Genomic DNA, 22,927 nt, shown 5'->3' on the forward strand with positions numbered 1-22,927 from the left:
GTATTACCCCTCGCTTTTCCAGTGACCGTGAAGGTTGCAGTATTCGCGCGCGGTGACCTTGTCGGCGGTGAGGTTGAAGGTCGCCTCCGGTTTGCCGCCGGGCTTGAGGAACTGGCGGTAGGATTTGCCGTCCGCCAGCAGTTCGATCCACTCGATGTAGTGCTTTTCCTCCATCGGGTGGGCAACGCTTCCCACTTTGACGGTGATGGTGCCATTGCCTTTTTCGATGACCGGGACATGCTTTTCCTGGGCCGCGTCCACGGTGTTCTCGGCCATCAGTTTCATCTGCTCTCCGCAGCAGATCAGGGCACCGGCGCCGCCGTGCAGCCCCTGAACGATGTTTCCGCAAAGATCACATTTGTACACTGCGAGTTTTTCAGCCATAAAACTTCCTCCTTTGGGTGATCGGTGAGATTCGCGACAAGGCTCGATGGGTTCATGGGGCGGCTTTGCGGGGCAGGGGCAGGTTCAGCTACCCTGCACCGGTGATCGAAACCTCCAATGGCGGCGTTCGCCAGGACCTCCCGCGGCTTCTCCTCTTGAGAGCCCGTCATTTAGGTGACGGATTTTATCATAATTAATTCATTGCGCAAGAATACGCCGAAAAAAAACTTCCCGGATTGATTTCAGAAGAAAACCGTCAGGCCGGAAAAAATAAAAAAGGCCCCGCGAACGGGGCCTTCAGGTACCTCAGAGTGCTCGACTCAGCTCTTGTGGCAGTCGTTGCACTTGGTGGGCGCGCCCTGGTCCTTCATGGCCTTGTGGCAGTCCAGGCAGGTGGCGTGGCCGGTGTCTTTGTCCTTGATTTCGATCTTCTTGGGCTCGCCTTCATGGCACTTCTCGCAGCCGAGTTTCTCGCCGTGAGCCTTGTGGTTGAAGGTAACGGTGCCCTTGCCGGTGTAGGTGTAGGTGTCCGCGGCGATGGCAGGAGCAGCGGCAAACATGGTCAGCATGGCGATCACGAGCAACTTCTTCATCTCTTCTGGCCTCCTTGAAAAGGGAACTGCAATGGGTTGAACAACGCAGAAAATTTAAAAGCAATGTGGGGAAATGTCAAGGCGAATTTAGTCTGAGTTAATAAGCTTTGGCCGGATTTTCGCGGCCCCCGCGAGCCGAAAACCGCTGGCTCTGGAAGGGGGGAGGTTTCAGCGGGAGATGAAATCGAGATGGTAGCGGTCCTTGATGATCCGCAGAAAGGTGCCGACCCCTTTTAGCGCCTGGCGCAGGTCTTCCCGTTCCTTTTCCGGGATCGCCAGGGGGTTGAGGTGGTTGGAGGGTGAATTCCCCACGGCCAGGGCGCGCAGCTGCCGGTTCAGTCGCAGCCGGACCAGGGCGTTGAAGGCGTCTCTGACGATGCTCAGATCGGCTTCGGAGAGAACCCCCTGCTGCCCCAGGCGATCGAGCTTGTCCCAGGTGTTGCCACCGACGATCCCGGCCTCCAGGGCCAGCAGGCTCACCCCCTCGGTGATGGCGAAAATTCCGGCTTTCTTCAGGTTGACTTCACCGCGGTGCTGCCCGCGACGCTCGACGCGGATGCGCCCGAACATGCCCAGGGGGGGCGGGAAGCGGACGATGTTGCGGGCCACGTAGGGGAAGAAAAGGGCGTGCCGTCTGACGCTGGCTTCGATGTATTCGTGCAGTTGGTCCTCCAGGGCTTTGTCGCCGTGGATGCAGCGAAAGTCCTGGAACATGCCGAAATTGACCATGTGCTGTCCCTTGGGGACCGTGATCCAAAGCTCGAGGAGCTGTTTCCATTCGGAGAGCGAGTGGCGCCATTGCGGGTTGCTGGCCATGGTGTTGCCCGGGCAGCGCGGAACCCCTATGGTCTCCAGGGCTTCGACCAGCCGAGCGGCGAAACGTTCGATTTCGACCTGCCGGTCGGGGGGAAGTTCGTCGCGGTAGATCATGGCGCTGTCCTGATCGGTGCGCAGCGTCTGCTCGCCGCGCCCCTCGCTGCCCAGGGCCAGGTAGGCGGCACCTTCCGGGAGGCGGATCCCCTCCTCGCTCTCCATCAGGGCGATAATCCGCTCGGTAAAGGCGTCGTTGAAATGGGAGATGAGCTGCACGAGGCTGCGGGTGTCGGCCCCGGCGCGGCTGGCAAACCCGACCATGTCGAGCATCCGGGTGTTGATGTCCCGCAGCTGCTCAAGGGTCTCGGCGGTTTCCAGTTCCTGATTGAGATAGAGCGGGGAGCGGGTCTGGATGCTCAGCAGGTCCGTGTCGGTGATTATGCCGAACAGGCGGTTGTGGTCCATGACCACCAGCCTGTGAATATTGTGCTTGGCCATTTTGAAGATGGCCTGGAATACGTAATCCTGGCGCCTGATGGTGCACAGGTTGGTTTTCATGATGTCCCGCACCTGGTGCCCGGCGACCATCCCCTCGCTGCAGGCGATGAGATTGCGCAGGTCGCGCAGGGTGAAGATTCCCACCGGCCTTTCCTGCTCCACGACCACGATACCCGAGATGTCATGGTCCTGCATCAGCCGGGCGGCCTCCACCACGCTCAACCCGGGGGGGCAGGTGATCGCCGGCCCTTTGCAGATGGCCTCGACCCGGATGAAGAAATAGCTCTCCTCGCTGAGGGCGCTGCGGTCCATGGCAACTCCGACAAAATGGTATTTGCGGAACGTCCTATTCTTCCTTGTTTTCCGAATCATTGCAACCGTTCTTTAGGCAATTGCGCCGGGCCTCACCCCGATTCGAATCGCTGTTATAAAAAAATCCGCTGCGCTACCCATCTCGAGATTTTCGGTTATACTCCTGCGATATAGGGGACAGTCGACTGGGATCCCCCCGTTTTTTCTCCGGGTTCGCACCGGTTTGCAAAAAAGCAAAACACAGTTATATTTTTTATTGACTGTTTGCGGTAGTCGATATATCTTTTCCGTATACGCCTGGTTTGTGGCGAAAAATGGCTGGAATAAATCAAAAACAAAGTTTTTTGAGGTGGCCTTTTGACTTGTTTGGTAGCTTGTGTTTAGGGGTAGTTTTTCCCCTGTCAATTATTTATACAAACAGCGTAATAAAAACCATGGATCGCATTTTCGGGTAGCTTTGAGCTCTTGAGATGCAGAAACGCCGGGGGGCGGGAAAAAAAGGAGGTGGGACGGAGAAACTTGTTTTTATTGAGGGAAACCACGGTCTGCTCACTACAACCTGGAGGAGGTGTTTATGGCTAGAAAAGAACAGCTGCAAGCGTACTGGAAAGAGAATCTGCGCTATATCATCATCTTGTTGTCCGTCTGGTTCGGTGTTTCCTACCTGGCCGGCATCCTGCTGGTGGACCAGCTCGACGCCGTCCGCATCGGCGGTTTCCCGCTCGGCTTCTGGTTCGCCAACCAGGGATCCGAGGTCATCTTCTGTCTCCTGATCGTCGTCTACGTCCAGTTGATGAACAAACTGGACCGCAAGTACGACGTTCACGAGGATTGATTCCGACCCTACCCAAAAGGAGGCACAAGATATGAGTATTACGCTTTGGACCTGGATCATTGTTGGTATCACTTTTGCGGTTTATATCGGGATCGCCATCTACGCCCGCGCCGCTTCCACCGGTGATTTCTATGTCGCCGAAAAATCGGTGCACCCCATCGCCAACGGTATGGCCACCGGCGCCGACTGGATGTCGGCGGCCTCGTTCATCTCCATGGCCGGCCTGATCTCCTTCATGGGCCGCGACGGCTCCATGTACCTGATGGGCTGGACGGGCGGTTACGTGCTCCTGGCGATGCTGCTCGCCCCCTACCTGCGCAAATACGGAAAATTCACGGTGCCCCAGTTCATCGGTGACCGTTATTATTCCCAGAGCGCCCGCGTCATTTCCCTGCTCTGCGCGATCTTCGTCAGCTTCACCTACGTCGCCGGCCAGATGCGCGGCGTCGGCGTGGTGTTCTCCCGCTTCCTCAACGTCCCCATCAACACCGGGGTCGTCATCGGTATGTGCATCGTCTTCTTCTATGCCGTGCTCGGCGGGATGAAGGGGATCACCTACACCCAGGTCGCCCAGTATTGCGTTCTGATCTGCGCCTACATGGTCCCGGCCATCTTCATCTCCGTGCAGTTGACCGGCAACCCCATTCCGATGCTCGGTTTCGGCGGTTCGATCAGCGCCGGCGGCGCCGAAATCCTCGGCGACCCGGCGGCCCAGGGCAAGTACCTGCTCGACGTGCTCGACGGCCTGCACAAGGATCTTGGCTTCGCCGCCTATACCGATGGCGTGCGTCCGAAGATCGACGTCTTCTTCATCGTTGTCGCCCTGATGGTTGGTACCGCGGGGCTGCCCCACGTTATCATCCGCTTCTTCACCGTTCCCAAGATCCGCGACGCACGCTCCTCGGCCGGTTGGGCCCTGTTCTTCATCGCCATCCTTTACACCACTGCTCCGGCAGTGGCGGTGTTCGCCCGCACCAACTTCATCAAGACCGTGCATAACGTCGAGTACGCCAAGGCGCCTTCCTGGGTCAAGAACTGGGAGAAGACCGGTCTGATCAAGTTCGAGGACAAGAACGGCGACGGCATCATGCAGTACACCAAGGACAAGGCCACCAACGAACTGGACGTCGACCGCGACATCATGGTTCTGGCCAACCCCGAGATCGCCAAACTGCCCAACTGGGTCATCGCGCTGGTCGCCGCCGGTGGCCTGGCCGCCGCGCTCTCCACCGCGGCCGGTCTGCTGCTGGTCATCTCCGCGGCGGTCTCCCACGACCTGATGAAGGGCGTCATCATGCCCAACCTCTCAGAAAAAGCTGAGCTGATGTGGGCCCGCGGCGGCGCAGCCGGCGCGGTCGTCATCGCCGGTCTGTTCGGCATCTATCCGCCCGGCTTCGTGGCCCAGGTGGTGGCCTTTGCCTTCGGTCTGGCCGCGGCGTCCTTCTTCCCGGCGATCATCATGGGGGTCTTCAACAAACGGGCCAATGTGTACGGCGCCATGACCGGGATGATTGTCGGCATCGTCTTCACCGCCGCCTACATCATCTACTTCAAGTTCGTCAACCCGAGCATCAACAACCCGCAGCACTGGTGGTTCGGGATCTCCCCCGAGGGGATCGGCACCCTCGGCATGATCCTCAACTTCGTCTGCATGTACGTGATCTCCAAGTTCACCAAGGAGCCTCCGCAGGAGATCCAGGAGCTGGTGGAAAGCCTGCGCTACCCCGTCGAAAGAACCACCGGGGAGACCAAGGCTGCAGGTCCCTCGGCAGCTCACTAGGCGCTGGGTTTTGTCAGCTAGGATGCCGAAAGGCGGCTGCCCGCTGGGGCAGCCGCCTTTTTTCCATGATCGAGTTGTCTTTCTGCCATCTATCTGCTAAGAAGGGCAGGGAATCAAACGGTGACCGGCATTTTCTCCGCAGTATGCTTCGATTCTGCGCGCCGCTGCGGATAACAGCATTTTTTCTTCAGGGAGACCCATGATCAAGCAAAAGTGGCTTCGCTTCACCCTCGGTATCCTTCTTGGCGGGTTTGCCGGTCTGAGTCTGACCAGCAGCATTCTGCCCGCCGCCATGACGACTTTTTATGCCGATGTCGACGCGATGTTCGTCAGGTTCTCCCTGGCGGATTACGCCGCCCATGCGGTTCTGCTCTGGGCCGCCGGCGGTTGGGCGGTCGCCAAGGTCGGGCATTCTCTGCCCGGGGCGATCGTCTTGGGGATCGTCGGCCTGGTGAGCGGCGTTTTCCTGGGGTATGCCGCCCTGGGGACGGATGGGGCGACCCTGATCATTGCCGGCGCGGCCTCCCTGCTCTACGGAGTGGTGGGTGGGTTGATGCTCGGCGGCGTTCTGCGCAGCCCGGACGAGACGGGCGGGCAGGGCCTCCGCGACGGGGGGTAGCCGGTTTACCGGAAACCCATATTGAGGCAAAGGCCAGCGAGTCTCTCGCTGGCCTTTGCTTTTTGAAGGGACAGCAAAGCCCCCTGGCAGGAAGTCAGCGTCGAAAAAATTTACCAGATCTAAGAAAATTTCCCTTTCCAATTCTTCGCCGCCTGCTCTATACTCTGGTCAGTCGATAAATTGGTCTTACCATTTTTGCGGGAATGGAGACTGGCATGGGAAGAACGCAGGAAAGCCTCAGGCTGCTGGAGGAAAAAGAGCGGAAGATTCTGCAGATGGGCGGGGAGCAGGCCGTGGCCAGGCACAAGGCCAAGGGCAAGCTGACCGCCCGCGAACGCATGGATCTTTTGTTCGACCCGGGCACTTTCCGCGAACTGGACATGTTCGCCAGCCACCGCTGCAGCAACTTCGGCATGGACCAGGTCGAGATCCCCGCCGACGGGGTGATCACGGGGCACGGCTATGTCAACGGTCGGCCCCTGTTCGCCTTCGCCCAGGACTTCACCGCCATGGCCGGCAGCCTCGGCGAGATGCACGCCGCCAAGATCTGCAAGGTGATGGACCTGGCGGAAAAGGCCGGCTGCCCCGTGGTGGGTCTGAACGATTCGGGCGGCGCCCGCATCCAGGAGGGGGTCGACTCCCTCTCCGGCTACGGCCAGGTGTTTCGCCGCAACGCTCTGCTGTCGGGGGTGATCCCGCAGATTTCGGCGATCATGGGCTCGGCGGCCGGCGGCGCGGTCTACTCTCCGGCCATGACCGACTTCATCTTCATGGTCAAGAACACCAGCCACATGTTCATTACCGGGCCCGCCGTCATCAAGGCGGTGCTGGGTGAAGAGGTGAGCATGGAGGAGCTGGGCGGGGCCATGACGCACAACACCAAGAGCGGGGTGGCCCACTTCGCCTGCGAAAACGATGCGGACTGCATCGAGCAGATTCGCCAGATGCTGGCATTTCTCCCCTCCAACAACCTGGAAGAACCTCCCGTGGTGGCATCGGGCGATGACCGCGACCGGCTGATCCCGGATCTCAACACCCTGATCCCCGACAGCCCCAACGCGGCCTACGACATGAAGGAGCTCATCGGCCATATCGTCGATGACGGCTACTTCTTCGAGCCTCACGAGCACTTCGCCCCCAACATCATCGTCGCCTTCGCCCGCCTCAACGGCCGGCCCGTGGGCATCGTCGCCAACCAGCCCCAGGTGCTCGCCGGCTGCCTCGACATCAACGCCTCCAGCAAGGCTTCCCGGTTCATCCGTTTCTGCGACGCCTTCAACATCCCCCTGCTGACCATCGCCGATGTCCCCGGTTACCTGCCGGGGACCGAGCAGGAGTGGGCCGGCATCATCACCCACGGGTCCAAGCTGCTCTGGGCATACTCCGAGGCCACCGTACCCAAGCTGCTGCTGGCCGTGCGCAAAGATTACGGCGGTGCCTACGTGGCCATGAACGCCAAGGATCTCGGCAACGACATGGCCTTTGCCTGGCCCACCGCCGAGATTGCCGTCATGGGCGCCGACGGGGCGGCCAACATCATTTACCGCCGGCAGATCGAAACCGCCGCCGACCCGGCGGCCGAGCGGCAGCGCTGCAAGCAGCAATACGAGGAGCTTTTCGCCAACCCCTACTGTGCTGCGGCCCGCGGCCAGGTGGATGCGGTCATCGAGCCGGCCCAGACCCGCAGACGGCTCATCGATGCCCTGGAAATCCTTTGCACCAAGCGCGAGCTGAGGCCCGCCAAGAAGCACGGCAACATCCCGCTCTAGCCCGAAGGAAAAGGTCGCGGAATCTGCCGATGACGTCAAACTCCTCGATCACCCGCAGCAAGGAGGCTCCAATGGACCGAAAGAAAAAACTCGCCGTCGCCATGGCCGCAGTCCGCGCCTGCCTCGAGGCGGAGCAGCAGGGCACCCATCCCCTTCACGCCGACCGGCGTCGGCCGGCAGTGTGGAGCATGTCGGGGCGCCTGGCGCAGGCACAGCTGTCCAGTCTGATGCAGGTCAAGGCAACCCGGTAACCCCCATCGATCGAGGGAGCAGGATGAGCGAGCACAGCCAGCTGAACATCACCGCAATGGACTATCGCAAGGACCGCCCCGCGGCCGCCAACCCCCTGAAGATCATGGACGTGACCCTGCGCGACGGGCACCAGTCCCTGTTCGCCACCCGGGGCCGGACCGAGGACATGCTGCCGGTTGCCGAGTTGCTGGACGAGGTCGGCTTCTGGGCCATCGAGACCTGGGGCGGGGCCACCTTCGACACCATGCACCGCTACCTCAACGAGGATCCCTGGGAGCGGCTGCGCACCCTGAAAAAACATATCCGCAAGACCCCCTTCTCCATGCTGCTGCGGGGCCAGAACCTGGTCGGCTACCGCAACTACGCCGACGACGTGGCCGAGGCCTTCGTGGCTCGGGCGGCGGAAAACGGCATGGATATCTTCCGCACCTTCGACGCCCTCAACGACTACCGCAACTTCGAGACCGTGGTGCCGGCCATCAAGAAGGCCGGCAAGCATTTCCAGGGGTGCATCTGCTACACCATGACCGAACCGCGGCTGGGCGGCGAGGTCTACACTCTCGATTATTATGTCGAACGGGCCAGGGCCCTCGAGGCGATCGGCGCCGATTCCATCTGTATCAAGGACATGGCCGGCCTGATCGCCCCCTACGACGCCTACGCCCTGATCCGGGCCATCAAGCAGGCGGTCCCCTCCGTGCCGCTGCACCTGCACAGCCACTTCACCTCGGGGATGGCCTCGATGACCCAGCTCAAGGCGGTGGAGGCCGGGGTGGACATCCTCGATACCTGCATGTCCCCCTACGCCTATCGCACCTCCCATCCGGCGCTGGAGCCGCTGGTGATGAGCCTGCTCGGCACCGACCGCGACACCGGCTTCGACATCCGCGCCCTGGCGGCGATCAACGAGGTGCTGGAGAAGGACGTCGTCCCCAAGTACCGCCACCTGCTCGACGAGAACCGCCTTTCGGTCATCGACATCAACGTCCTGCTGCACCAGACCCCGGGGGGCATGCTCTCCAACCTGGTCAACCAGCTGCGCGAGATGGACGCGCTGGACAAGCTCGACGAGGTGTTCCGCGAGCTGCCCCGGGTGCGCCGCGAACTGGGGCAGATCCCCCTGGTCACCCCCACCAGCCAGATCGTCGGCATCCAGACCGTCAACAACGTGCTCTTCGACACCCCCGAGGAGCGCTACAAGATGATCACCGCCCAGGTCAAGGATCTCTGCTTCGGCCTCTACGGCAAGACCGCCACCCCCATCGACCCCGAGGTGCAGGCCAAGGCCCTGCAGGGCTATCCCCGTGGCGAGGAGCCGATCAGCTGCCGCGCCGCCGAAGTTCTCGAGCCCGAGCTGGAAAAAGCCGCCGCGGAGATCGGCGACCTGGCCAGGGACCAGGACGATCTGCTGCTCTACGCCCTCTACCCGGTGACCGGGCGCAAATTCCTCCGCTGGAAATACGGCCTGGAAAACCCCCCCGCGGAGGTTCTCGCGAGGAGCCTCGAAGAGGGGCGCAAGGTGGTCTCGGACATCGAGAAGGCCAAGTCCGGCCTGCTGGTGGAAAAGCCCCAGACGCCGGAAAAAGGGGAAAACTTCCGCTCCTTCAACGTCTTTGTCGACAATGAGTATTTCCGCATCGAAGTCGAGGAGGAGGGCGGGGTGCCCCAGCTGCGCAGCGTCCCCCATGCCGCCCCGCTGAACGCAATGCCGGCGCGCAAACCCTCGGCCCCGGCGCGCAAGGCGGCGCCCCCTGCGGACTCCGCCGAGGGCGCCGCCATCACCGCCCCCATGCCCGGGCTGATCGTGCGCACCGAGAAGCGGGTGGGCGAGGCCGTGGCCGCCGGCGACACGGTGGTGATCCTGGAAGCCATGAAAATGGAGAACGCCTTGAAGGCCCAGGTCTCGGGCACCATCAAGGCCATCAACTGCCAAAGCGGCGACAACGTCCGCAAAGGCGAAGTGCTGGTCCTTGTCGAGTAATCCCAGGCAAACGCCTGTAATCTTCTGAACCGCTAAACAAGGGAAGCATCCTCCATGCAACAGACAGCATCGACAAACAAGGGCTGGTCCGTCGTTTTGGCCGGCACCGGCATCAACCTCGCACTGGGGATCCTCTACGCCTGGAGCATCTTCAAGGGCGCCATCGCCGATTCCATTGCCCGGGGCGGCGAAGGGGCCTTCACCTGGGATGCCGCCAGCGTCAACGATCCCTACGCCGTGGCCTGCCTGGCCTTCGCCGCGGCCATGGTCCTAGCCGGCAAGTGCCAGGACAAGCTCGGCCCCAGGGTCACCTGCCTGCTCGGCGGTCTGCTGGTCGGAGCGGGTTTTGTCTGGATTTCCCAGACCACCAGCTACTGGGCCTGGGTGGCGGGTTTCGGGGTGCTGGCCGGCACCGGGATCGGCTTCGGCTACTCAGCCGCGACCCCGCCGGCGCTCAAGTGGTTCCCGCCGGCCAAGACCGGGCTCATCGCCGGGATCGTGGTTTCGGGCTTTGGCCTGGCCCCGGTGTATATCGCGCCGCTGGCCAAGTACCTGCTGGCGGTACGGGGCCTGCAGGAGGCCATGCTCATTTTCGGGGTCGCCTTCGCGGTGGTGGTCTGCTCGCTGTCCCTGTTCGTGGTCAACCCGCCCGAGGGTTTCGTCTCCGGGCGCAAGACGGCCGCCAAGCTCTCGGCGGCCAGTGAGCTGGGACCGTCCCAGCTGTTCTCCAAGGGAACCTTCTATACCCTGTGGCTCTGCTACTTCATCGGCGCCGGTTCCGGCCTGATGGTGATCGGCAGCGCCAAGGGGCTGGCCCATGCCTCCATGGGCGAATGGGCGTTTCTGGTGGTGGTGATCATGTCGGTGGGCAACGCCGGCGGGCGCCTGCTGGCCGGGGTCGTCTCCGACAAGCTCGGGCGCGCCACCACCCTGACCATCATGTTGGCGTTCCAGGCGGTGCTTATGTTCCTGGCCATTCCGGTGCTGGGGGGGCAGGCCTCCCACCCCCTGCTGGTCGCCCTGCTGGTGACTTTCATCGTCTTCAACTATGGGACCAATCTCTCGCTGTTCCCCGCCTTCGCCAAGGACCTGTGGGGGATGAAGCACTTCGGCATGAACTACGGCATCCTCTTTTCTGCCTGGGGAGTCGGCGCCTTCGTGCTGGTGCGTGCCTCGCAGATGCTCCAGGTCAAGACCGGGAATTTCACCTCGTCCTTCATTCTCGCCGGCGTCTTGCTGATGATCGGGACGGTGATGTCCCTGTCGCTGCGCGCGCCGAAGGCTGCGGCCAGCGAAGCCGCCGGCGCAGTCGGCGAAACGGACCTGGAGCCGGAACTGGTCAAGGCAGCCAAGTAAGGCGGTCTCCAGACTCGCGCCGAAAAAATCAAGCCCCCCTTTTACGGGGCGCCACAGACAAACCCCGCCGTTACCGGCGGGGTTTTGTTTTTGGTGCGCTCGAAGAAGAAGTTAGAGGCAGCCGGCAAGAAAACAGGGCCGGCGCATGCGCACCGGCCCTGTGTCTGGAGCCGCCCATCGGACTTGAACCGACGACCTACTGATTACGAATCAGTTGCTCTACCAGCTGAGCTAGGGCGGCAATGGGTGAGTCAGGTTTTCCGGCCCCGAAGAGGGGCAAAAAGAGATGTAGAGGATAATGGGAAAACGGGCCGCCGTCAATAAAAAGTCTCCATCGCCGTGGCCGCGAAAGGAAGTCTCCGCACCCGCGGCCCCCTTTGAATTTTTCCGTTGCTCCCCCTTGGCTCCCTCTGATAATACTGGGCTAATTTTCTTTGCAGATTATCCAATCACGGAAGGGGACAACGATGAATCTGAAGTTGCTGGTCTGCCTTTTGCTCTTTGGCCTCACCCTGGCCGGTTGCGGGGCCATGTCGCCCGACGCCGACCCGGGTGAAAACCAGGCGGTTACCCTGGGCGACACGGTCACCCTCAGCGCGGCGGGGAGCGACAAGCGAAACGGCGACGATCTCAGCTACCGATGGACCAGCGTATCGGCTCCCGCCGGCAGCAGCGCTCGGCTCTCCGACGCAACCGCCATGGAGCCGACCTTCACCCCCGATATGGTGGGGGAATATGTCTTCGAGCTGGTGGTGGACAACGATTTTCACAAAAGCGCCCCGGTCCGGGTCACCGTGCGCTGCCGGGCTCCCGGGGAGGGCGATCCGGTGGTGTTCGCGACCGATTCCACCGGGAAGATCACGCTCCTGGACCTGCTCTCCGTGGAGGATTCCCGAACCGCCGAGCGGGTCAATTTCTCGTTGAACTACACCCTGACCAACCAGGATACCGTGCGCGCGGATATCAGTGTCCTCGTCTTTGCCCTCGATGCCGCCGGAAGCCAGGTATTTTCCCACGAAATAAAGCAGGTCCTGGAGCCCGGGGTGAAAGTGTTGGGCACCATCACCTTGAGCGGGGCGCTGACCATTGCGGAGTTTGAAAGCATCGTCGAGTGGAAGGCGGACCCGATCACCGTTCTTCCGGCAACCGAATAAAAGCACCTGAAACATCCGGACAAAACAGCGAACGCCGCAGGGGACCTCACCTGCGGCGTTCGTTTTTGCGGATTTTCCCCCCCGACAAGGCCCCTTGTTCAGACCTACTGCCGCGCCAGGCGCAGGTTCTCCACCTTGGCTTCGAAGTTGCTGCGGAAGGGGTTGATGTCGAGCCCGCCGCGGCGGGTGTAGCGGGCGTAGACCGTCAGCCGCTCGGGCCGGCAGAAGCGCATCAGGTCGACGAAGATCCGCTCGACGCACTGCTCGTGGAACTCGTTGTGCTGGCGGAAGCTGATCAGGTAGCGCAGCAGCGCCTCGGGGTCGATGCGCCCGCCCCGGTAGCGGATCAGCACGCTTCCCCAGTCGGGCTGGCTGGTGACCAGGCAGTTGCTTTTGAGCAGGTGGCTGTGCAGGGTCTCCTCCACCGGGTCGGAAGGGTCGGCGGAGCCGGCGAGCAGCTGCGGATCGAGCTGGTAGCCCTCGACCTCGATGTCCAGATCGTCGATGCAGCGCCCGGGCAGGGTGACGATGCGCTCTTCGGCGAAGCGGGCGCTGTCGAGCAGCCGTACGCCGACCGGCGCGCCGGCGGCGGCGTGGAGGTCGGCGGCGAGGACCTGCTCGACTTGGCCCGGGCTTTGGTAGCGGGTCTGGTTCAGCGAGTTGAGGTAGAGCTTGAAGGACTTGGACTCGATCAGGTTGGCCGACTCGCAGGGGACGCGGAACTCGCCCATGGCCACCACCGGCTTGCCCTTGGGGGAGAGCCAGGAGAGCTCGTAGGCGTTCCAGATGTCCACCCCCGAGAAGGGGAGCGCGCCGGTCAAGGCCAGTTCATCGCGCTTGAGGCGGCGCGGCACCGGGCAGAGCAGGCCGGGGTCGTACTCGGATTTGTACAGGGTCGCCTTGCCCAGGGGCAGGCTTTTTTCGAATTCGTTCATCGTGGTCATGGCGCCCATTGTCGGCCAGCACGGCGGGGGTTGTCAATGGATTAGAATGCCTCCCCCCGGGGACTTTCGCCCCCCGTGCCGCCTGGCGGCAGCTCGGCCAGCAGGGCGCGGATGGCGGCGGCCAGCTGCGGCTCGCCGCCACTGGATGCCAGCCCAAGAGCCCGCTCGGCCAGCGGCCTGGCCGCCTGGGGATTCCCCTGGCCGAGCCGGGCCCGGGCCGCGCGGTAGAGCCGCTCGGCGGCCAGATCCAGGGCCCCGGCCCGCTGGTGGGCCCCGGCGGCCTCGAGCAGCGCCCCGACCATGGCCTGCGGCTGCCGCGCCTCGCGCAGCAGGCCGGCCTGGGCGTCGAAGTGCGCCGCCGCCCGGGCGAACTCCCCGCGCAGCAGGCAAAGGCGCCCGGCCAGCTCGCAGAGGCCGGCGCGCAGGGCCGGGTCGCCGGTCTGCGCCTCCAGCGCCGCGGCCCGGGCCAGTTCCACCTCGGCCTGCGCCGGTTCGCCCCGCTCGCTGGCGAGCGTCCCCAGCAGCAGGTGGGCAAGCAGCCGCAGTTCGGCGGCGGCAGGTGGGTGTCGGGCGAGAAGCTGCCTGGCGAGCTGCGTAGCCTCCTGCGGGTGGTTCAGCAGCAGCGCCACCCGGGCCTCGAGCAGCAGCACGTCGGCCGGGTCGCCGGCGCTGCGCTCGAGCTCCGCCCGGGCTTCGCCCAGCAGCGGGCGGGCCTGCTCCGCCTGGCCCAGGGCGACCCGGCAGGCCGCCAGGTTGTAGGCGGCATCGGCGATGTTCCCCGGCTGGTCGAGGCTCCTGGCGCGGTCCAGGGCGCGCTGGTAGAGCCGCTGGGCGCTCTCCAGGCGCCCCCGCTCGAAGGCGCTCCTGGCGGCTTTCATCTGTTGGGTCCAGAGCGGATCGATGGCGGCCGGCGCGGGCCCAACGGGCTTTGCCGGAGCGGCGCAGCCGGCCAGGGACAGGCTGGCGACCAGGGCGGCGCCGGCCAGCGGAAGCTTCCATCCCCTTCTCATGGCGCACCTTCCGCTGCCGGAATGCGCTGCGGGGGGATGCGGCCGGGGGGCGCGGCGGGCTCGACGTAGCCGCGTACCAGCCAGTGTTTCTGCAGGGCGAGGACCAGGGTTTCGATCTCCTCAAGGGTCAGCGTCGCCTGCAGCAGCAGGCCGGGCAGGGCGTCCACCTCCCGGCCGATGCCGCGGCTGATCTCGGGGAGCCGATCCGTGGCCTGGCGCAGCCCCTCCATGACCTGCCGGGTATCGCGGAGCACCTCGCCGGTCAGGGCCAACAGCTGGGGCAGGGATTCGAGCTGCCGGTTGACGTTGTCGGTCATCATGGCCAGTTTGCCGCTGGTCGCCTCGGCGCTGCGCAGCGTCCGCCGCAGATCGCCCAGGGTGGCGTTGGCCCCGACCAGGGTCCCCTCCAGCTCCCCGGCCAGGGCGGGGTCCCGCAGCAGCCGGGGCAGGGCGCCCTCGCCCGACTCCAGGTCGGCAGCGATGCGGGTCAGGCGCTGCAGCAGCTGCTGCAGCGGCCCCTGCGGATCGCGTAGCTCGGCGGCCAGTTGGGCGTATTCGCGGAAGGTGGGGAGGGTGGCCTGTTCCACCTGGGTGAGGATCTCCGTGGCCACGGTTTTCAGGTCCTTCTCGGCCTCGGCCTGCAGCCGGGGGTGCTTTGCCGGCAACGGCGGGCCGGAGCCCCGGGTCAGCTCGAGGTAGACCGCCGGCACCAGGGCGAGCTTACGGCGGATGATGGCCCGGGAATCGCTGCGGACGAAGGGGAGAAAATCCGGGTCGAGATGGACCCGGGCCTTCATGCGGCCGTCCGTCCCGATGGATATGCGCCGCACCTTGCCGGCCACCGCGCCGAGGATCTGCACCTCGGCGTCCTCGCGCAGGCCGTGGGAGCCGTCCGCGGGGAGCATGACGGTGATCTTTTCCACCGGGGCGAACCAGCGCTGGGCTCCGGCCATCAGGAACAATCCGAGCAGAGCGATCAGCGCCGCGAGCACGACGAAGGTGCCGGTGATCTCCTTCACGTAGCGCAGATGAAAGGGTTGACCGCTCATGGCGTCCTCCCGGGCTGCAGCTGCATGCGCGAACCGTACATGGTCCCTTTCCAGGTCGGATCCAGGGCCTGCTCGTTCCAGAGCCGCGGCTCGCTGGTGGTCCAGAGCACCGCCGCGCCGCGCCGGCGAGCCGCCCGCAGGGCATTGAGCAGCGGCGGGAGGATCTCGGGATAGAGGTGGCGGGTCGGCTCCTCCAGCAGCAACAGGGCGGGGCGGCCGAGAAACGCGCGGGCCAGCGCCGCCCGGCCCAGGTCGCCGGGGCGGGTGCGCCCCGGCTCCCGCAGCGGCAGCCCCGGCAGGCCGAAATAGCGGGCCAGGTTGGTCGCTTCGGCCTCGATCTGCTCCACCGAACGCAGGGTATGGTGGCGCTGGGCCAGGGTGATGTTGTCGTTCACCGCCAGCGCGGCGCACCAGCCCTGGGTGGCGAAGACCCTGCCGCACCGGCCGCGCCGCGCCGCGCCGCGCGTCGGGCCGAGGCGGCGCCAGTCTTCGCCGAGAAACAGCACCCGGCCCTGGGCCGGCTCGGTGATGCCGAGGGCGACATCGGCCAGGGGGATCCGGTATTGGCCCCGCTCCAGCATCACCAGCAGCAGTTCGCCTTCGCCCAGGCTGAAGCTCAGCTCCCAGAGCGGCACATCGTAAGCGGGGTCGGGCTCGGTGGTCACCCCCTCGAAGGCGAGCGGCGGCGGTGGCGATTCGCTTTGCAGGGCGTTCATGGCCAAGTGTGCGCTCCTTGGGCGGACGAAGGTTTCGTTCTTTGTCCGACGGAAGTCCACGGCTCAGAGGTAGGTCAGCAGCGAGACCAGCGCGGAGCTCAGAAACAGCGCCCGCACCGAGCGGCCCAGGGCCCGCCGGGTCGCCGCCGGCACCTGGCCGGCGGCGCTGCCCACCGCCAGCCCCTCGGTGCAGCAGATGATCCCGGTGAACAGGGCCGGCAGCAGGCTCTTTGCCGCGAAATTGATCAAGTCCAGAGCATCCACCGAGATCAGCACGCTGTGGGCGAAGCTGAGCACTCCCTCGCTCGTGGGGCTCAGCAGGGCGGCGAACAGATAGCCGCTGGCCAGGGCGCCGAGCAGAAACTGCAGGCTGAGGCAGCAGACCGCCACGCACAGCCCGATCACCCGGGGCATGACCAGGTAGAGAAAGGGGTCGAGCCCCTGGGCATCGAGCATCCGCACCTCGCCCGCCACCATCCGAGAGCCCAGGTCCGTGGTCAGCGCCGAGCCGCTGCGGGCGATGAGCAGCAGGTTGGTCAGCACCGGCACCGCCTCGCGGACCAGCACCGTGACCAGCAGCGGCGCGAGCAGGTCGGGCTCGCCGATCTTGCGCACCCAGACCAGGGCCTGGGCCACCACGGAAACGCCGAGCAGTATGGCGACCATGGTGACGAAGCCACAGGCGCCCACCCCAGAAGCAAAAACCTGGCGGACCAGTTCCTCGCGCACGGTGCGCGGCCAGCTGCGGCGCCGCAGGGCCACCGTCAACACCGCCCAGAGCACCGCCGCCAGGTGGCGCAGGCCGCGCCAGCTCTCCAGCGTATGGTCGCCGAGCCGGGCCAGGGGGTTCATGGGACGGCGGCCCGGCGCCCGGTCAGCAGGTAGGTGGTGACGGCCCCTTTGCCCTGGACGAAGAACTCGCCGCGCTCCTCGAGAATGTACTTATCCCGCAACCGCTGCCAGGCCGCCTCGGTGACCTGGATGAAGCCGGGCAGGCCGTAGGTCTTGACCTGCTCGGCGGCGACCACGGTTTCCCCCCACAGGTCGTAGGCCAGCCGGGCGGTGCCGATCACCCCGGCGATCACCGGTCCGCTGTCGATGCCGATGCGCAGCCGCAGCGGCACCCTGGTCCCGGCGTCGAAGCCCATCATTTCGCGCTGCATGGCCAGGGCCAGGTCGGCCGCGGCCTCGGCGTGGTCGGGGCGCGGCTGAGGGACGCCGCTGGCGGCCATGTAGGTATCGCCGATGGTCTTGATCTTCTCCAGGCCGAAGCGTTCGGCCAGGCGGTCGAACCGGGAGAAGACCTCCTTGAGCAGCCCGACCACCTGGAGGGGGCTGCGGTCGGCGGCCAGCCCGGCGAAGTTGTGGATGTCGGCAAAAAGCACCGTGGCCTCCTCGACGCAGTCGGCGATGGGGCTGGCGTCCTGTTTGAGCCGCTCGGCGACGGCGCTGGGAAAGATGCTCAAAAGCAGCCGCTGGCTTTTTTCCTGTTCCTGGGAAAGCAGGCGGTTCTTTTCGCTGAGCTGCTGCTCGAGCTCGACGATGCGCGTCCCGGAGCGGACCCGGGCGAGCAGTTCGCCCCGGTCGTAGGGCTTGGTGACGTAGTCGTTGGCCCCGGCGTCCATCGCCTGCACCAAATCCTCCTTGGCCTCCCTGGCGGTCACCAGGATGATGTAGACGTAGCCGGAGGTCTTAGCCGCGCGGATCTTGCGGCAGAGTTCGAGGCCCCCCATCTGCGGCATAAGCCAGTCGGTGATCACCAGGGGGCAGGGGGCGGCCTGAAACGCCTCCCAGGCCGCGCGGCCGTTGTCGGCGGCGGTCACCCGGTAGCGCTCTTTTTCCAGGATGCGCTGCAGCAGGGCCCGGGAATCGGGGTCGTCTTCGGCGATGAGCACGCGCATGGCGGCGTCCATTGCGGCCTCAGTCCTGCGGGGCCGGGTCGAACACCACCTCGACCCGCTCCAGGTAGTCGGCCAGCGCCGCCAGGCCCCGCTCGATCCCCGCGGCGTCCCGCTTTTCGGCGGCCTGCTGAAGCTGCAGCCCGATGCTGCTGAATGGGGCGAAACCGTAGCCGCCGCCCACCCCTTTCATGGTGTGGGCGAGCCGGCGGATGGCGGCGTAGTCCCCCCGCTCCAGGGCCGCGCGCAGGGTGCCGAGATCCTCGCGGCGATGGGCGAGAAACCCGGGGACCAGGTCCTCCAGGTCGGGGTGGACGTGGACGATGATTTTTTCGGGCCGCTCCGGTATCTCGGTATTCATGTTGGCTCTCCCTGCGCCGCCGGGGCTGCGCCGTGGGCGCGGATCGCCTCCAGCAGCGTCTCTTTCTTGATCGGCTTGGTCAGGTGGGCGCTGCAGCCGGCGGCCAGGCTGCGGCCCGCATCCTCCGCCAGGGCGTAGGCGGTCAGGGCGATCACCGGGGTGGGCGGGCGCCCCTGCGCCTGTTCCCAGGCGCGGATCTGCCGGGTCGCCTCATAACCGTCCATGACCGGCATCTGCATGTCCATCAGCACCAGGTCGTACTCGCCCTGCCGGTACTTTTCCAGGGCCTGCCCGCCGTCCTCGGCCAGCTCGAGGCTGTGGGGGGAACTTTTCAGGTAGGCGGCGACCAGCAGGCGGTTGTCCTGCGAGTCGTCGGCCAGCAGGATGCGCAGGGGGCGATCGGCGGCACCTGCCGGCGGCGCCTCCTGCGGCGGCGGGCGGCGGGTGTCGGCCAGGGCGCCGGCGATGGCCCGGCGCAGGTCCTCGCGCTTGACCGGCTTGACCATGTAGCCGGTGATCCCCAGGCTGCGGGCCCGGGCGATATCCCCCGCGCGGTTATCGGAGGTGACCATCATCACCGTCATGCCGGCAAAGGCCGAGTTCTGCCGGATGCGCCCCGCCACGTCGAAACCGTCCATGCCCGGCATCCGGCAATCGAGCAGCACCAGCTCGAAGGGGCGCTTCGCCTGCTTCGCCCGCTCCAGCGCCGCCAGGGCCTCGGGGCCCTCCGCGGCCTCGCCCACCTCGGCCCCCCAGGCCGCCAGCAGCTCGCGCAGCACCAGGCGGTTGGTGGCGCAGTCATCCACGACCAGCGTTTTCAGGCCGGCGATGGCCGGCGGCGCGGGCGGCTCGGCCGGGGCCGGCGCGAGCGGCAGGGCGAGGCTGAAGCGGAAGATGCTGCCCCGCCCCGGTTCGCTGTCCACCCGGATCTCGCCGCCCATCGCCTCCACGATGCGCCGGGAGATGTTCAGCCCCAGCCCGGAGCCGCCGTAGCGGCGGGTGGTGGAGGCGTCGACCTGGGTGAAGCGCTCGAAGATCTCGCCCTGCTTCTCCGCGGGGATGCCTATGCCGGTGTCGGCCACGCAGAACTCCAGCTCCTGGCTTTGCCCGGCACCGGGCGCTGCGGCGGCCTTGACTTCCACCCGGATCTCACCCCGTTCGGTGAACTTGATGGCGTTGCCGATGAGGTTGACCAGGACCTGGCGCAGCCGCAGCGGGTCGCCCAGCAGTCCCGGGGGGACCTCGGGAGCCAGGCGGCAGGTCAGCTCGAGCCCTTTGTGGTGAGCGCGCAAGGCGAGGATTTCGCAGGTTTTTTCCAGGATCTCCCGCAGGCTGAAGGGGATGCTCTCCAGTTCCAGGTGGCCCGCCTCGAACTTGCTCAGGTCGAGGATGTCGTTGATCAGGCTCAGCAGGTTCTCCCCGGCGGCCTGAAAAATGCGCACGTACTCGCGCTGCTCGGGCTGCAGTGGGGTGTCGGCCAGCAGCTCGGCCATGCCGATGATGGCGTTCATCGGCGTTCGGATCTCATGGCTCATGCTGGCCAGAAACTCGCTCTTGGCGCGGTTGGCCACCTCGGCCTGCTCCTTGGCGGCCTGCAGCTCGGCCTCGGCCCGCTTGCGCTCGGTGATGTCGCGGATGATGCCGGTGAACAGCCGCTTCTCGCCCAGAAGCACCTCGCTGACCGCCAGGTCCAGGGGGAACTCGGTTCCGTCGCGGCGCAGCCCGACCACCTCGCGGCCGACGCCGATGATTTTCCTGCGGCCGGTGCGCAGGTAGTTGCGGATGTACTGGTCATGGTGACTGTGGTAGGGCTCGGGCTGCAGCAGCTTGACGTTGCGGCCGATGACCTCCTCGGCCCGGTAGGCGAAGATGCGCTCGGCCGCCGGGTTGAAGGACTGGACGATGGCCTGCTCGTCGATGGTGACGATGCCGTCCACCGCCGTTTCGACGATGGCCCGGTGGCGCGCCTCGCTTTCGGTCAGCGCCGCATGGAGTTGTCGGCGCTCCTCGATTTGCCGGGCCAGCTCGGCGTTGCTTTGCGAGAGTTCGGCGGTGCGCTCCTCGACGATGCGCTCGGTGAGGGCCGAGCGCTCGGCCATGAACAGCAAAAAGCTGCCGAGCAACGCGGAAAACAGCAGCCCGGCGATGAGAATCCGTCTGCTCTCGCGCAGCTCGAGCTCGGCCAGGTTGGCCGGGCTCGGGAGAAAGCGCAGCACCCAGCTGCGCCCGGCGAACTCGAGGTGCGCCTCGGCGCCCAGGCGCAGCTTTCGGCCCGGCGGGCCGCCCGCCGCTTCGACCACCCGGGGATCGCTGCGGAAAAGCAGCCGCTCGCCCGGCGCCGCGCCAGCGTCGAAGAGCCCGAAGTCGATGCCCGCCAAGTCAAATGGTGCCAGGGCCGTGTGCACCATGTCGCTGATGCGGAATACTCCCAGGGCGTAGCCGGCGAGCCGGGCCCGGCGCTCCTCCAGGGTGGCGGGGGGCGGTCCCGGGGCATAGATCGGCTTAAAGACCAGCACCCCGAACTGCCGGCCGGCGTCCTGGATCAGGCCGATGCGGGCGCTGGCCACCACCTTGGCCTGGTCGCGGGCCAGCTCCAGCGCCGCGCGGCGCACCGGGTTGGAGGCGAGGTCGAAACCGAGCACCGACTCGTTCCCCTGGCGCGGCTCGATGAAAAAGACCGGAAAATACTCCGGCCGCGCCCCGGCGGTCACCAACTGTCCCCCGGGATCCTGCTCGGTGATGGCGAAGCGGGAAAGCCCCTCGGCCTGCGCCCGCCCTTCGAATTCGCCTCGCTGCCCGGCCGCGACCCGCGGCGCCCATTCGAGGGCCAGTATTCCGCGGCGGCGCTCCAACATCCCCCGGACGAAGGCGTTGAACTCGCCCCGCTCCACCTTGCGGCTGGCCATGAACAGTCCCTCGATGGCGTGCAACTCGTCCAGGTAGGTAAGCTGGGCTTCCCGAAGGGCCTGGGCGAGGTGTCCGGTGCGCTGCTCGAAAAGCAGCTGGGCGCGGTTCCATTCGCCGGATCTCACCTGGAAAAACAGGACCAGGGTGAAGGCCAGGGCGCCGCCGAACAGGACCAGGATCGCGAGCCGGCGGCGGGGGGGCCGGCGCAGCAGCTCCAGGCGCCAGGCGCACACCAGGGGCAGAACGATCAGCACTCCGAGCGTATCGCCCAGCCACCAGCTCCACCAGAGGTTCGCCCCTTGTCCGGGCGCCAGGGCCCCAGTCGCCCACAGCCAGGCCCAGGCGAGCGTGGCCCCGCCCAGGCAGGCCAGCGGCCCGCCGAGCAGCATCGCCTTGAATGTCTCCTGCGCCTGGGCGAAGGGCGGGGTTGGGCCGGCCCAGCGGCGCACCAGCCATACCCCCAGCAGGGCCTGGAGGGTGGCGGCGCCGGCCATTGCGGCGGTGGCCAGGGGCGATTTGAGCAGCGCCGCCGCACCGACGGCCTCGGCGGAGCTTCCCAGGTAGGCCAGAAACGCCCCCAGGAACACCCCCGGCCAGGTATCCCGCCCCAGCAGCAGCAACCCGGCCAGGGCCACTCCGGCGGCCGGCCAGAAGCAGCTCTGGAAGCCGGGAGGGGCGGCCAGCAGCAGCGCCAGTTTGCCGGCCAGAAAGCAGGCGGCTGCCAGCCCGGCGATGCGGACCGGCCGGGAAGGCGAGAGGCTGCCGGATCGGTTGGACATGAGAATCCCCTGGCCGCGACGGCCTTCTGGAGGGTTTCGGGATGATTAGAATAACTATAGAAAAGCGCTGGGGATATGCAAGCGGGTCCGCTGAGGCGTCGTGAGGGTGGAATGTTGACGACGAATGGCGCAGGGGTCTGCTAGACTGGTGGCGAGCCGCCGACACCCTTCCAGCCGATGAGGATCGCCATGACCGATCTCTGCCGATGTCCCTGGGTCGACCCGAGCAAGCCCGATTACCTCGCCTACCACGACCAGGAGTGGGGCGTTCCGGTCCACGACGACCGCCTGCAGTTCGAGTTTTTGCTCCTCGAGGGCGCCCAGGCGGGGTTGAGCTGGTACACGGTGCTGCGCAAGCGCCAGAACTACCGCGAAGCCTTCGACGGCTTCGATGCGGAAAAGATCGCCCGCTACGACCAGGCGAAGATCGAGGCGCTGCTGCAGAACCCGGGGATCATCCGCAACCGCGCCAAGATCCAGGCGGCGGTCCTCAACGCCCGGGGCTATCTCGCCATCCGCGAGCAGTTCGGCAGCTTCGACGCCTATCTCTGGGGGTTTGTCGACGGCCGGCCGATCGTCAACGAACTGCGCACCCTGGCCGACTATGCCGCCACATCGAGGCAGTCCGACCTGATGAGCCGCGACCTCAAGCAGCGCGGCTTCAAATTCGTCGGCTCGACCATCGTCTATGCCCACATGCAGGCCGTCGGCATGGTCAACGACCACACCCTGGGCTGCTTCCGGCGCCGAGAAATCATTGATGGGTACGGTGAGGCGGCTGGAGGGTGAAGCCGGAATCAGGAGGGCAGCTATGGCTGTGGCCTCTGATCAGCCTATGCCAGACTGCAGGAGAGAAGTTACCACGAAGGACACGAAGGACACGAAGGACACGAAGGACACGAAGGACACGAAGGACA

General features: G+C 65.5%; 20 protein-coding genes and 1 tRNA gene. 9 read left to right on the forward strand and 12 right to left on the reverse strand.

Features of this window, described 5'->3' with window-relative positions:
• Nucleotides 1–3: 3 nt before the first annotated feature.
• The 3 genes from DESUT3_RS04550 to DESUT3_RS04560 all read right to left on the reverse strand — a co-directional run bounded on the left by DESUT3_RS04550 (nt 4) and on the right by DESUT3_RS04560 (nt 2,600).
• The gene (locus DESUT3_RS04550; RefSeq protein WP_221251272.1) at nt 4–384 is read right to left on the reverse strand and encodes a desulfoferrodoxin; all 381 of its coding nucleotides are present in this window, start codon (nt 382–384) and stop codon (nt 4–6) included.
• Between the two features lie 320 nt (nt 385–704).
• On the reverse strand, nt 705–977 hold the full coding sequence (locus DESUT3_RS04555) for a cytochrome c3 family protein (RefSeq protein WP_221251273.1): 273 nt from the start codon (nt 975–977) through the stop codon (nt 705–707).
• Nucleotides 978–1,145: 168 nt separating this feature from the next.
• Nucleotides 1,146–2,600, reverse strand: a complete 1,455-nt coding sequence (locus tag DESUT3_RS04560) for a putative nucleotidyltransferase substrate binding domain-containing protein (protein ID WP_221251274.1) — start codon at nt 2,598–2,600, stop codon at nt 1,146–1,148.
• A 574-nt stretch (nt 2,601–3,174) separates the two neighbouring features.
• On the opposite strand from DESUT3_RS04560, the gene DESUT3_RS04565 reads away from it, so the two are divergent.
• The 7 genes from DESUT3_RS04565 to DESUT3_RS04595 all read left to right on the forward strand — a co-directional run bounded on the left by DESUT3_RS04565 (nt 3,175) and on the right by DESUT3_RS04595 (nt 11,192).
• Nucleotides 3,175–3,435, forward strand: a complete 261-nt coding sequence (locus tag DESUT3_RS04565; protein ID WP_221251275.1) for a DUF4212 domain-containing protein — start codon at nt 3,175–3,177, stop codon at nt 3,433–3,435.
• A 31-nt stretch (nt 3,436–3,466) separates the two neighbouring features.
• Nucleotides 3,467–5,215: a sodium:solute symporter family protein gene (locus tag DESUT3_RS04570; RefSeq protein ID WP_221251276.1), complete on the forward strand. Its 1,749-nt coding sequence runs from the start codon at nt 3,467–3,469 to the stop codon at nt 5,213–5,215.
• A gap of 199 nt (nt 5,216–5,414) precedes the next feature.
• Nucleotides 5,415–5,834 (forward strand): hypothetical protein, encoded by a 420-nt coding sequence (locus tag DESUT3_RS04575; RefSeq protein ID WP_221251277.1) that lies wholly within the window; start codon nt 5,415–5,417, stop codon nt 5,832–5,834.
• 215 nt (nt 5,835–6,049) lie between these two features.
• Nucleotides 6,050–7,603 (forward strand): acyl-CoA carboxylase subunit beta, encoded by a 1,554-nt coding sequence (locus DESUT3_RS04580; protein WP_221251278.1) that lies wholly within the window; start codon nt 6,050–6,052, stop codon nt 7,601–7,603.
• Between the two features lie 71 nt (nt 7,604–7,674).
• Entirely contained in the window at nt 7,675–7,854 is a 180-nt protein-coding gene (locus DESUT3_RS04585) for a hypothetical protein (protein ID WP_221251279.1), read from the forward strand.
• A 23-nt stretch (nt 7,855–7,877) separates the two neighbouring features.
• Entirely contained in the window at nt 7,878–9,836 is a 1,959-nt protein-coding gene (locus DESUT3_RS04590) for a pyruvate carboxylase subunit B (RefSeq protein ID WP_221251280.1), read from the forward strand.
• A 54-nt stretch (nt 9,837–9,890) separates the two neighbouring features.
• Nucleotides 9,891–11,192 (forward strand): L-lactate MFS transporter, encoded by a 1,302-nt coding sequence (locus tag DESUT3_RS04595; RefSeq protein WP_221251281.1) that lies wholly within the window; start codon nt 9,891–9,893, stop codon nt 11,190–11,192.
• A gap of 165 nt (nt 11,193–11,357) precedes the next feature.
• Here DESUT3_RS04595 and DESUT3_RS04600 read toward each other — a convergent pair.
• A tRNA-Thr gene (locus DESUT3_RS04600) sits at nt 11,358–11,433 on the reverse strand.
• Nucleotides 11,434–11,659: 226 nt separating this feature from the next.
• Here DESUT3_RS04600 and DESUT3_RS04605 point away from each other — a divergent pair.
• Nucleotides 11,660–12,346, forward strand: coding sequence for a PKD domain-containing protein (locus DESUT3_RS04605; RefSeq protein ID WP_221251282.1), 687 nt, complete (start codon nt 11,660–11,662; stop codon nt 12,344–12,346).
• A gap of 104 nt (nt 12,347–12,450) precedes the next feature.
• Here the strand turns inward: DESUT3_RS04605 and queF are convergent, their stop codons facing one another.
• From queF to DESUT3_RS04645, 8 genes are all read right to left on the reverse strand, one after another.
• Nucleotides 12,451–13,290: an NADPH-dependent 7-cyano-7-deazaguanine reductase QueF gene (gene queF, locus DESUT3_RS04610; protein WP_225911626.1), complete on the reverse strand. Its 840-nt coding sequence runs from the start codon at nt 13,288–13,290 to the stop codon at nt 12,451–12,453.
• A gap of 41 nt (nt 13,291–13,331) precedes the next feature.
• Nucleotides 13,332–14,300, reverse strand: coding sequence for a tetratricopeptide repeat protein (locus tag DESUT3_RS04615; RefSeq protein ID WP_221251283.1), 969 nt, complete (start codon nt 14,298–14,300; stop codon nt 13,332–13,334).
• Entirely contained in the window at nt 14,297–15,349 is a 1,053-nt protein-coding gene (locus tag DESUT3_RS04620; RefSeq protein ID WP_221251284.1) for an MlaD family protein, read from the reverse strand. Before DESUT3_RS04620 ends, DESUT3_RS04615 begins: the two co-directional genes overlap by 4 nt.
• On the reverse strand, nt 15,346–16,065 hold the full coding sequence (locus DESUT3_RS04625) for an ATP-binding cassette domain-containing protein (RefSeq protein WP_221251285.1): 720 nt from the start codon (nt 16,063–16,065) through the stop codon (nt 15,346–15,348). The genes DESUT3_RS04620 and DESUT3_RS04625 overlap by 4 nt, the downstream gene beginning before the upstream one ends.
• A gap of 63 nt (nt 16,066–16,128) precedes the next feature.
• Complete coding sequence (locus tag DESUT3_RS04630) at nt 16,129–16,917, reverse strand: MlaE family ABC transporter permease (RefSeq protein WP_221251286.1); 789 nt, start codon at nt 16,915–16,917, stop codon at nt 16,129–16,131.
• Nucleotides 16,914–17,978, reverse strand: a complete 1,065-nt coding sequence (locus DESUT3_RS04635; protein ID WP_221251287.1) for an adenylate/guanylate cyclase domain-containing protein — start codon at nt 17,976–17,978, stop codon at nt 16,914–16,916. The genes DESUT3_RS04630 and DESUT3_RS04635 overlap by 4 nt, the downstream gene beginning before the upstream one ends.
• Nucleotides 17,979–17,985: 7 nt before the next feature.
• Complete coding sequence (locus DESUT3_RS04640) at nt 17,986–18,324, reverse strand: Hpt domain-containing protein (protein ID WP_221251288.1); 339 nt, start codon at nt 18,322–18,324, stop codon at nt 17,986–17,988.
• Complete coding sequence (locus tag DESUT3_RS04645; RefSeq protein ID WP_221251289.1) at nt 18,321–22,010, reverse strand: CHASE domain-containing protein; 3,690 nt, start codon at nt 22,008–22,010, stop codon at nt 18,321–18,323. Before DESUT3_RS04645 ends, DESUT3_RS04640 begins: the two co-directional genes overlap by 4 nt.
• Before the next feature lie 189 nt (nt 22,011–22,199).
• Between DESUT3_RS04645 and DESUT3_RS04650 the strand changes: the two genes are divergently transcribed.
• Nucleotides 22,200–22,799: a DNA-3-methyladenine glycosylase I gene (locus DESUT3_RS04650; RefSeq protein WP_221251290.1), complete on the forward strand. Its 600-nt coding sequence runs from the start codon at nt 22,200–22,202 to the stop codon at nt 22,797–22,799.
• The last annotated feature ends 128 nt before the right edge of the window (nt 22,800–22,927 follow it).

The organism is Desulfuromonas versatilis, from assembly GCF_019704135.1.
Classification (GTDB): Bacteria; Desulfobacterota; Desulfuromonadia; order Desulfuromonadales; family NIT-T3; genus Desulfuromonas_A; species Desulfuromonas_A versatilis.